The organism is Mycobacterium sp. (assembly GCF_002863225.1).
GTDB lineage: Bacteria > Actinomycetota > Actinomycetes > Mycobacteriales > Mycobacteriaceae > Mycobacterium.
Genome location: NZ_PKEK01000029.1, coordinates 1 through 9,737, shown reverse-complemented (window position 1 = coordinate 9,737; position 9,737 = coordinate 1). Strand labels below are relative to the sequence as shown.

Sequence of the window (9,737 nt, the reverse complement as noted above, 5' to 3'; positions counted from 1 at the left end):
TGAACCGTCCCGGGTTTCGTGCGCACCTTCTTCTGAGGGAAGGATGGCACGATGCCGAGCAAGTACGACGAGAACACCAAGGCCAAGGCGGTGCGGCTGGTCCGAGAGCATCGCGATGACTACGAGACCGAGTGGGCGGCGATGCGCGCGATCTCGGCGCGGTTGGGGATGAGCGCGGAGACGCTGCGCAAGTGGGTGCGCCAGGCCGAGGTGGACGACGGTGAGGCTGCGGGTGTGCCGACTGAGACCGCACGCGAGCTGCGGGAGCTGCGCCGCAAAACCAAGGAACTTGAGCAAACGATCGAAATACTAAAGGCCGCAACAACTTTCTTCGCGCGGGAGTGCGACCCGCTACACCGCTGATCTGCGAGTTCATCGACGAACACAAGGACCGGTTCGGGGTCGTACCGATCTGCCGCGCCCTGGTTATCCAGGGCGTGGCGATCGCCCCGCGCACCTACTGGGCGCACCGGTCGTCGGCGCCGTCGAAACGGGCCCTGTGGGACACCACGATCACCGAGATCCTGGCCGGCGTCTACGAGCCCGACGAGCACGGCAAACGCCCACCGGAGTGCCTGTACGGCAGCCTGAAGATGTGGGCGCACCTGCAGCGCCAGGGCATCCCGGTGGCGCGCTGCACGGTCGAACGGATCATGCGCACCCACGGCTGGCGCGGGGCCACGCGCGCCCGGACGCTACGCACCACCGAGCGCGATCCGGCCGCCGCGAGAGCGCCGGACCTGGTGCGGCGGCGCTTTCATGCCTCGCGGCCCAACCTGCTGGACGTGGCCGACTTCACCTACGTGCCGCTCGATGGCGGCGGGTTCGGCTACACCGCATTCGTCATCGACGCCTATGCCGGGCTGATCGCGGGCTGGGAGTGCTCGTTGACGAAGAACACCGCCTTCGTCGAGCGGTCGATCCGCCAAGCCACGGCCTACCGGGCGCGGCAGGGACATCCGCTTACCGGTGACACGATTCATCACAGCGATGCCGGATCGCAATACACCGCAACACATTTCACTGAGACACTGATGCTGGCCGGACTCGTCCCGTCGATCGGGACCGTCGGGGACGCCCTCGATAACGCGTTGGCCGAAACCACGATCGGGCTCTATAAAACCGAGTGCGTGCGCGAGGGCTCCCCGTTCCGTACCGGACCGATCCGCACCCTCGCCGACCTGGAAAACATCACCTCGGCGTGGGTGCACTGGTATAACACCGCCAGGCTCATGCACCGCCTTGGCCGCCGCCCGCCAGCCGAAGCCGAGGCCGAGTACTACGCCCGGCTGCAAGCCGGTGACCCCATCAGCAGTGCGTAGGCGCGGGTCGCGACGGGGCTGTCACCGAACACCGATGGCAGACTCGGGACTTGTGACGGAGTTGTTGATCGCGGTCAACCCGGACGACGACTCCCGGTTGCGGTTGCTGCTGAGGGTCCCGCTCGCTGGCGGTGACCTGCTGTTTCGCACGTCGGGGACCTGGCCGCGGGAAAAAGCTTTGTTCGCCTACCCGGTAGGGCTGGACGAGTGGCCCGACAATCCGGTGATCGTCGAACGAGTGCCGCTTCGGTCGTGCAGTCGGCGCGGCGCGGCGATCGACGTGATCGCCGACCGGTCCCGGCACAACCGCTCCCAGCTCGTGTTCACCCAGGCTCGTGGCCGCGACGTGGTGTTTTGGCAGTCGCCGCGCACCCGCAAGCAGGCGCGCCCGAACGTGCGCACCCCGACCGCCCGCGCCCACGGCATCGAGGAGCTGCAGATCGTTGTCGACAGCCACGAGCAGTACGCCTACCGGTTCGCAACCCAGCAGGTCACCACGGTCAAGCGGGCGCTGCCGTGCGGGGACTACGGGATCGTCGTCGATGGTCAGCTCGTCGCCAGCGTGGAACGCAAGTCACTGGTCGATCTGGTAGCCAGCCTCACCGGCGGCAAGCTGCGCTACCAGGTCGGTGACCTAGCCGCGCTCCCGCGCGCGGCGGTGGTCATCGAGGATCGCTACTCACAGCTGTTCAAGCTTGACCGCGTCCGTCCCGCGATGGTCGCCGACGGACTCGCCGAGCTCCAGATCCGCTGGCCGAACGTGCCCGTCGTGTTCTGCGAGACCCGCCAGCTCGCCGAGGAATGGACCTACCGGTTCCTCGCCGCCGCCAACGCCTGGGCGACCACTGAACACGCTGCCATGCAACGTATTTCGCCGGTCAGAGTCGACATCGCCCACCTCGACCAGGCACCCGCAGCGCCGACGCCATCCACCGCGGAAGTCCGCGCCTGGGCTCGCAGTACCGGCTTACCGGTACCCGACCGCGGCCGGCTCCGCCCCGAGATCTGGGCTGCTTGGTACGACACCAACTCGTCGAACCGAACCTAAACTCTACCGCCGCGTACTACCCTCACCACCAGATCGGGAAGCACACCGGTCACACGAAACGAGGTGTGCATCAAACCCGGGATGCTTCACCTGCTCCCAGCCACACGTACCCCTGGGTGCGGGCGCGATGCTCGTTCATTGCCCGGTGTCGACCCGTCATCTCTCAATTCCCGTCTCACGTCTTCACGTCACCAATCTGACCTTGACCCTATCGAAGACCCTATCGAATTAATACCCCAGGAAGGGACGCGGCGGCCAGCTGACACTGAACCATCCCGCGTTTGATGCACGTTTGATGCACGTTTGATGAACACTTCTTTTCGTAGGAAGGTGCATTTCATGACGAGCAAGTACGATGTCGCTTGCCAGGATGAGATCCCCCCTCCCGAGACCGTGGAGGCACGATCTCGGGGCGCCGCTTAGTCTTACTTAGCACTGCGCCGATGCCGGTCGCCGCCGCCAACCCCGTCCACCACGGGCAGGTGGCGGTGCAACAGCAGCACCTCGACCAGCTCACGGGTTCCCCGGGCCATCACCGTGAGCACGTCGCGCCGCGGCCCAGAACGCCTCATGGGCGGCGGTGAACACACTCGCGCCGTGTGGCTCACGATGCCATTTCTCGCAGAGAAAACGGCTTGCAATCATGTTTTACTGTCAGTAAATGCGATGTAGCTGAAACCTCGGCATGCGCGACTGTCCTTGCCTGGTGTCAGGAGGAGGGTTGATGAAATGAGTTGCTAGGCAGCAACAAATCTAAACAGCGCGACGAATCGTTGACTGGAATGCTGCTGCTGTTGCGCAGTTCACATTGTTGCTAAAGCCGTGCTGAAGTCACTCTGGCGGGCAGGAATTTGACCGCGGGAGTGCAGAGGACGCCATGGCCGCCGCTTGACCGTCCTGCCCACGCCGGGCCGCACCCACGTGGGCAGCCCGCTTCCTTCGATACCGACGGAGGTCACACCATGACCGTGGACATCACCACCGACCCGCCCGCTCAATTGACCGCTCCACGCGCGACCACCGGCACGTTGGGAGAACTGGACGTCGACATGGTGGCGGCGCTCTGCCGGGCGAGTACTCGGCGGGGATTCAATCCGTTCATCGACATCGACTGGGACGCACCCGAGAACCTGTTGGATGCGAACGATCCGCGCTGGCAGCTCGATCCCGCCGTCGCTCCGCTCGCGACGACGTCTTGGTATGCGCAGCAACCACTTCAGCGGCGCATCGAGATGAGTCGCTGGATCACCGCGAACATCCTCAAGGTCACCCTCCAGTTCGAAATGATGTTGATCCGTGGCGTGATTCACTACGCCGGGACCTTGCCGAACGGCTCTGTGGTGTTTCGGTATCTGCTGCACGAGCTGACCGATGAATGCCATCACATCCAAATGTTCCAGGAATTTGTCAACCGCTCGGGCGACGACGTTCCCGGGATGCGGCGAGGCTCACGGATCTTCGGGCCAATCCTGGGCTTTATTGGCGGCTACGCCAACATCTTTCTGTTCATCGGAGTTCTGTGCGGGGAGCAGCCTCTGCACTTCCAGCAGACGCTGCAACATCGTGGCTCGACTGCGGTGCCCCCGCTGCTGAACAAGATCACCTCCATTCACCTGGCGGAGGAAGCCCGGCACATCTCGTTCGCCAACCAGTATCTGGCGCAGCGCGTTGCCGCGGCGGGACGGTGCCGGCGGATGTTGTACGCCTTGGCATTCCCTGTCTACCTTCGGTGGTTGATCGGCGAAATGATCGCACCACCACGCGCGTTCGCCCGGCAGTTCGGCATTCCCCGGCGCGTGTTCAAGGCCGCCTATTGGCGTAGCGCCCGATCGCGGCAGATGTTGGCTGAATCGGCCGCTGACGTGCGGCGCGTCGCCGAAGACCTTGGGCTACGCACGGTCTGGTCACGGTGGCTGTGGTCGCTGCTGGGTATCGACGGGCGGTTACCGCGGTACCGCGGTGAACCCGATCGGAGTCAACCGTTCATCCGTATGGCAGGGCTGCCAGCAGTGATGTGGCGGCGTGTAGCGGCCGCGGCGATGATGGCGGGCGTTGCTCTTGCGGCGACACCGGTCGGGTTGCGGATCATCGCGGTGGCCGCGGCCGCAGCAGCAGTGTGGGCGTCCTACCATCTGCTGCGGGCCCGTCGCGGTGGTGTGGTGGGCAACCAGCCTTTTGAGTGGCCCAGGCTGGTTGTCTGGGTGGTGGTCTGCGTGGCCATGGTTCCCGCCGGTGGGTTGATCGGACTGGCGTTGGTGGTGTTCATGATCCTTGCACTCGCCGAATTCATGCCGACGTTATGACCGAATTGCCATCCTTACTATGCACGCGCCGGTCGGCTGACATCGGTTAGCCTAGCTGGCGGTCGCCGGTGCGGGAAAGACGATGGCGGGTGACATCGCCGGAGGAGGCTGCGATGGGCGCGGCGCCGGTGTAGGTGGCGAACGCGTCGGCTGAGCGGAAGCGGGTGAACGGTGCCGACTCGGGCCACGATTTTGGCGGCGTTGAGGACCCCGATTCCGGTGAGCTCGGTCAGGGTGGTTCCGGATGCTTCGACGGCAGCTGCGATGTCGCCGGCGGCTTTGGCGATGCGACGGTCGAGTGCGCGGATCTCGGCGACGAGGTCAGCGGCCAGGCTGCGCAGCGTTTGAGGGCGACTTCGCGGGACCGGATCTGGCGCAGGATGTCGGCGGCGCGGTCAGCAGTCAGGCCACGCGCAGCGCCTGACGGTGTGAGGTGGGTCAGCAGGACGTGCAACCGGTTGAATGGTTTGAGTGCGCGTCTTGACCAGGTCCCCGCGGTGTTCCACCACGGCGCGCAGGGCGGTGATGGCCGTGTCGACCGAAGCAGCGTGAAGCCGAGTGGCAGTCCCCCTACCTTCAGCGGTTCCGCCCCGCGTGTTTTCGTGGCATCGGAACAACGACGTTGGTTCCGTAGGTTTCGTGCGTGAGTTCGGTGATCACCGCGGAAAGCGTTCTGATCTTGCTTCTCAGCTGAGCGTTTTCGGCAGCCAATTCCTGGTGGTGATGACGGGCCTGTGCAAGTTGTCGTTGCAGTGCCTCGGCATTCGGAGCGACGGGTCCGCACCCGACCGATGCCTTGAACTCGTTCAGCAGGTCGCTGTGATGTTCGTAGAGTCTCTGCCGTGATATTCCGGATTCGTCAGCCAAGGCCACAATAGTGTGCGCTCCGTTGCTGCGCTCGGCTTGGTTTTCTCGGAGGCGGATCATGGCGGCCTGGACCAGCAGTCGTTCCTCATCGTTACGGGTGGCTTTGCGCACGAGAGTCATTCGTTCTCTCCGCCCTGTTGTGGCGTCGGCGGTCGGCTGGATTCGTGTTCTGCGAGTGCCTTTCGGTGCTCGGTCAGGCGAGTCTGAATTCGTTGCCGCAGCGGTTCGGGGAGTGCGGGGGTAGCCAGGTCTTGTTGGAGTGCGTTGACATGCTGGCGAAGGTTGGCCGCGTCGCGGTCGGTACGGGCAGCATTGACGCAGCCAAGACGGCACCGACCCCAGGAGGGTTCAGCGGAGCTGTCAGTAGGGTCAAGACACGCCGCAGTGGCGCGCCGGAACACGCACGTCACGACCGCGCCGTGGTGGATCTGCAAGTCGGGGTTTGATAGTGCGGTGTTGATCTGACTCTTGGTGGTGATTGTCAAACCCGCAAATTTCCTTGCTCTGGTGACGCGGGCCCGGTACTCATCGGCAGCCGGACCGGAGACGTGCTCGCCGCGCTCGAGCCTTTGGGAATCGTCGTGGATGGTCTCAGCGCGGTGGAGAAACTGTTCGAACGTGATCTCGTCGAGAAATCCCGAGTCTGCTCCGCCGGCGTAACCTTGAATCAGTTGTGTGTGCAGGTGGCCGTATTGCGTTGCGCCGGCGATCGTTCCGCCAGGCCGCCGCACGATGTGCCAGGCCAGTGTGCGCCGCAGGCGCGGCACTTGGATCTTGCCCTGCGGATCGGCAGCGATCAGCGGATGGCTGATTGCTGGACAGAGCTCGCGGTTGAACCATTCAATGAATCGTGTGATGTCGGTGTTAATGGACCCTGGCGTCCTGGTACGGGTGGAGCCGTAGAGGAATCGCTCCTGGGAGCACAAATTGAAGGCTGGGAAGAGGAGGTCGCTGACTGTGATCTGCCCAAGGACGCTGACGGCATGAGCGGTTTCGTCGGTCACGACCCACGGGACCGTGGCAGGGGATCGGTCCCGGCGCCGGTCATCGGCCTTCAACTGGTGGCCGGACATGAATGTCAACGCCAGCTTCGAGTCTCGGGTTATGCAGCCGCGCCGCAGGTTGAGCGCCTCGCCGGTGCGAACACCCGAGAGGTAGGCGATCACGATGAAACAGGCTGCTGTGACGTGGCGAAGCAGTTCAACGAGTTCCATCGCATCGACGGGGTCTTCACGCCAGGGGCGCGTGCCGATGGCGCTGAATGTGTTGACGCGCAACATGTCAACTTCGATCGGCAATCCATACTCGGTCAACATGACCGAAGTTTCTTTCATACGTTTCAGTTCGCCGTGGTTCAGCCATCCGCCCACGGCCAAACCCATCAGATCGACACTGGTAGTTTCGCCCGTCCGGACACCCGGAAGTGAGGCGTCGTTGCGGTCAAGCGCGGCAAGCACGCAATCGAGTTGCTGCTTGGCGGTCTCGAATACCGACACCGTACGAGCAGGAGCACGGCGGATGTCGGGTGCGATCTGATGGGCTAAGTGACGCATCGCGAGAAGGTTGCGCGCTGCGGGAAGCAGATCGGCAGCGACCGAATTGGTAACCACCAACGCCGCCGAGAGCAGCGGTTCCATGACGTCGGGATGAATACGAGGGGTCGTGTTCGGCTTGCCCCAGGATGACTCATAGTTGGCAAGCCCTCGCGCACTCGCACCACCCCACAACGCGCCCGCGGGAAGCCGGCAATGCGCAGGCAGGACCTCCCGGTACAAGTGCAGACGCTTGATCGCCTGTAGCGCCGAGCGTTTGGATCCGGCGCTGACACCTCTCATTTCGGTGACATGGCGCAGATAGCCGTTGAGGTGTTCGGTGCTGACCTGCCCGAAGGATGTCACCCCCATCTCCACCAGCCACATCGTGAACCTTCGCAACGGCACCAGCTCACCCCAGATTGTCTTGATATGCGGATAGAGTGACCGGGCGCCGTCAAGCCGGGGTGCATCGTCAACCACGTTGAGCAAGGCGAACAGGTAGAGCTTGCAGGCGTGGCGAAAAGGCGTCGGGAACCCATCCCAGTGCACGGCTTGTCCGGCACTGTGCCGGTCCTCGATCGCCGCGGACAGGTCCCACACCGGGTCGCCAAATCGGCACCGGCTCCCATCGACGTGAAGGGTGCGGTTCAACAAGACCTCGGTGTCGGGGGCGACGTCGACACCGGCCACCAGGTCGAGTGCTACAACTGTTTGCGTCATGACGCTTCCAGGTTTCCCGACAGCAAGAGATTGACTGTGCGGTGATCGCTGTCGGTGATCTCGGCTCGCGCGGCGGTCAGCTGGGCCTGCTCGTACTCGGCGAAAATGTCGTCCAGTTGCGCGAGGGGACCCGCGTGATCGGTGATCCACTGCCCGATGGGCATCTCCTTGCGCAAGTCACGGAGCCGGTCAGCAACGACCAATTGAACGGGCAAGTGGCGCGGGAAGGCGCGGGCGTTGCTGCAGTCAAGGCATGCCATAAACGACTGGCGACACCGTTTACCGTCGATCGGCGAGTGCTCAAAATCGGCGCAATTGCCCAGCACAGCGTCCTGGGCGGATCCGTTGTCGTGGTTGTCCGGATGCACCGTCATCGAGCGCCGGGCCAGCGCTTGTGCTACCTGCTCATCGAGCGCCTCGGCCACGATCTGGAACCCCTCGTTCCTCACCGACTCCATTCGGCCCAGATAACGAGCCAACGTGGCCGGCGTGTGGGCCGTGGGCTTTCGGACCTGCTCCAGGTAGGTTTTGCGCAGCCGATCCATACTGATCCCGAGGAGCAAGTCGTCATGCCCGGGATCGCCGGTGAGCCACGGTGCCATCCAACGCCGTCGAGCGCTGACGCCGGACGCAGTTCTGCTGATGCCGTATCCGAAGGGTTTCTGTTCGACATTGTCTGGCTGGGCACTGTAGTAGACGAAGGCGTGCTGGCACCCGGTCAGCGTGCGGGCCGGTTCGGTCAGTTCCAGCAGCAGCATGAAGACCCCGTAAGCGGTAGTCAGCGACGTGTTGGCCACGGCGGCGCGCCGATTGTCGCCACCGTGCGGCATTGGTTCAGGGCGCAGCGCGGTCACTGGCACCGTCATGGCCGACCGGTTCCCACGGCGGGGCTTGTCGGCGTTGACGAACACGATGCCGGGCTCGTCTGGGCTGCTGGCTTGTCGGTGTGGGGCGGGCAGCGATTCGAGCGTTGACAGGTTCAGGCCGGTCAGTCCGGATAGGAGAACAGCGAACGCCCATGCTTCTCCCGGGCTCAAGTGCAGCAACGATTGAAGTCGGCATCCGCCAGCTGCGGTCACCGCGCGCCGCGTCACGAAAGCCCTTGCACCTGAGGCAGTGCGGGGGAAGTCGCCCTCACGGGCGCAGTGATCAAGCACTTCGGCCAGACTGCGCCCGGGGTGGGCACGGGGTTGATGATCGAACTGTCCCGCACGATAGTCAGCGACCATCCCCCAATGAGTCCGCAATCGTGCGCGCGCCCGCCGAACTATTCCCCGTGCCACCACGTTGATTCGGCGCATCTCGTCGGCGGAGTACGGTTGTCGCGCCTTCGCGTTCTTCTGGTGACGCACGCGCGCGAACGCCTGACGTGCCTCATCGGAGACGACAGGACTGCAGCGCAGCAGCGTCTTGAGGCTCGGTGCGGGGCCAGGGCCGCTGGGTACCCGACACGATAGGGCGAGCAGCCGGGCATCCGAGGCTGACAAATCTGCCAGTCCCCCTATTCCTGGACGGTTTTCGGCGAGCCAGCAGCAGGCATGCCGGGCAGCCTGCCACAGCGCCCCAGCCCCCCGCAATCGCTTGGATACGCCCAGCACACCGGTGGCATCCTCGAACGCGATCGCGAAATCGTGGCGGATTCCGCTGTTGCCCGGCAGGGAACCGAAGTCGAAATCCTTCGACTGAGCACCATCCTCGCTGACGAACGTCACGATGAGCCCGCGTCGCCGCAATACCGGTCGCCACGCCGGATCCGGCTGCGCCGCGCGGCGACCCGTCATATTCCGACCGTCAACACACGAGACTCACCGACGCCAGCTGAACCGTCCCGGGTTTCGTGCGCACCTTCTTCTGAGGGAAGGATGGCACGATGCCGAGCAAGTACGACGAGAACACCAAGGCCAAGGCGGTGCGGCTGGTCCGAGAGCATCGCGATGACTAC

7 protein-coding genes and 1 pseudogene are annotated in these 9,737 nt (G+C 64.1%); 3 read left to right on the top strand and 5 right to left on the bottom strand.

Annotated elements, in window-relative coordinates; genetic code table 11:
- Window positions 1-51: 51 nt before the first annotated feature.
- Both CYU59_RS07275 and CYU59_RS07270 read left to right on the top strand, forming a co-directional pair.
- Window positions 52-1,322 (top strand): IS3 family transposase gene (locus tag CYU59_RS07275; RefSeq protein WP_109761969.1). Its coding sequence is split into 2 segments (ribosomal slippage): window positions 52-331 and window positions 331-1,322, totalling 1,272 coding nucleotides; the frame shifts between segments, so codons are not numbered across the junction.
- A gap of 52 nt (window positions 1,323-1,374) precedes the next feature.
- Window positions 1,375-2,370, top strand: coding sequence for an ERCC4 domain-containing protein (locus CYU59_RS07270; RefSeq protein ID WP_062654863.1), 996 nt, complete (start codon window positions 1,375-1,377; stop codon window positions 2,368-2,370).
- 425 nt (window positions 2,371-2,795) lie between these two features.
- Here the strand turns inward: CYU59_RS07270 and CYU59_RS07265 are convergent, their stop codons facing one another.
- Window positions 2,796-2,942, bottom strand: a complete 147-nt coding sequence (locus CYU59_RS07265) for a hypothetical protein (protein ID WP_162563617.1) — start codon at window positions 2,940-2,942, stop codon at window positions 2,796-2,798.
- 390 nt (window positions 2,943-3,332) lie between these two features.
- On the opposite strand from CYU59_RS07265, the gene CYU59_RS07260 reads away from it, so the two are divergent.
- Window positions 3,333-4,673 carry a diiron oxygenase gene (locus CYU59_RS07260; RefSeq protein ID WP_082762321.1) on the top strand — a complete coding sequence of 447 codons (1,341 nt, stop codon included), beginning with the start codon at window positions 3,333-3,335 and terminating at the stop codon, window positions 4,671-4,673.
- Between the two features lie 46 nt (window positions 4,674-4,719).
- On the opposite strand, the pseudogene CYU59_RS07255 reads toward CYU59_RS07260, so the two are convergent.
- From CYU59_RS07255 to CYU59_RS07240, 4 genes and pseudogenes are all read right to left on the bottom strand, one after another.
- A pseudogene (locus tag CYU59_RS07255) lies at window positions 4,720-4,791 on the bottom strand (hypothetical protein); the annotation flags it as partial.
- 458 nt (window positions 4,792-5,249) lie between these two features.
- The gene (locus CYU59_RS07250) at window positions 5,250-5,660 is read right to left on the bottom strand and encodes a hypothetical protein (protein WP_062654861.1); all 411 of its coding nucleotides are present in this window, start codon (window positions 5,658-5,660) and stop codon (window positions 5,250-5,252) included.
- Window positions 5,657-7,765 (bottom strand): integrase, encoded by a 2,109-nt coding sequence (locus CYU59_RS07245; protein ID WP_292980998.1) that lies wholly within the window; start codon window positions 7,763-7,765, stop codon window positions 5,657-5,659. The genes CYU59_RS07250 and CYU59_RS07245 overlap by 4 nt, the downstream gene beginning before the upstream one ends.
- A 26-nt stretch (window positions 7,766-7,791) precedes the next feature.
- The gene (locus CYU59_RS07240) at window positions 7,792-9,576 is read right to left on the bottom strand and encodes a hypothetical protein (RefSeq protein WP_084394953.1); all 1,785 of its coding nucleotides are present in this window, start codon (window positions 9,574-9,576) and stop codon (window positions 7,792-7,794) included.
- Window positions 9,577-9,737: the final 161 nt, after the last annotated feature.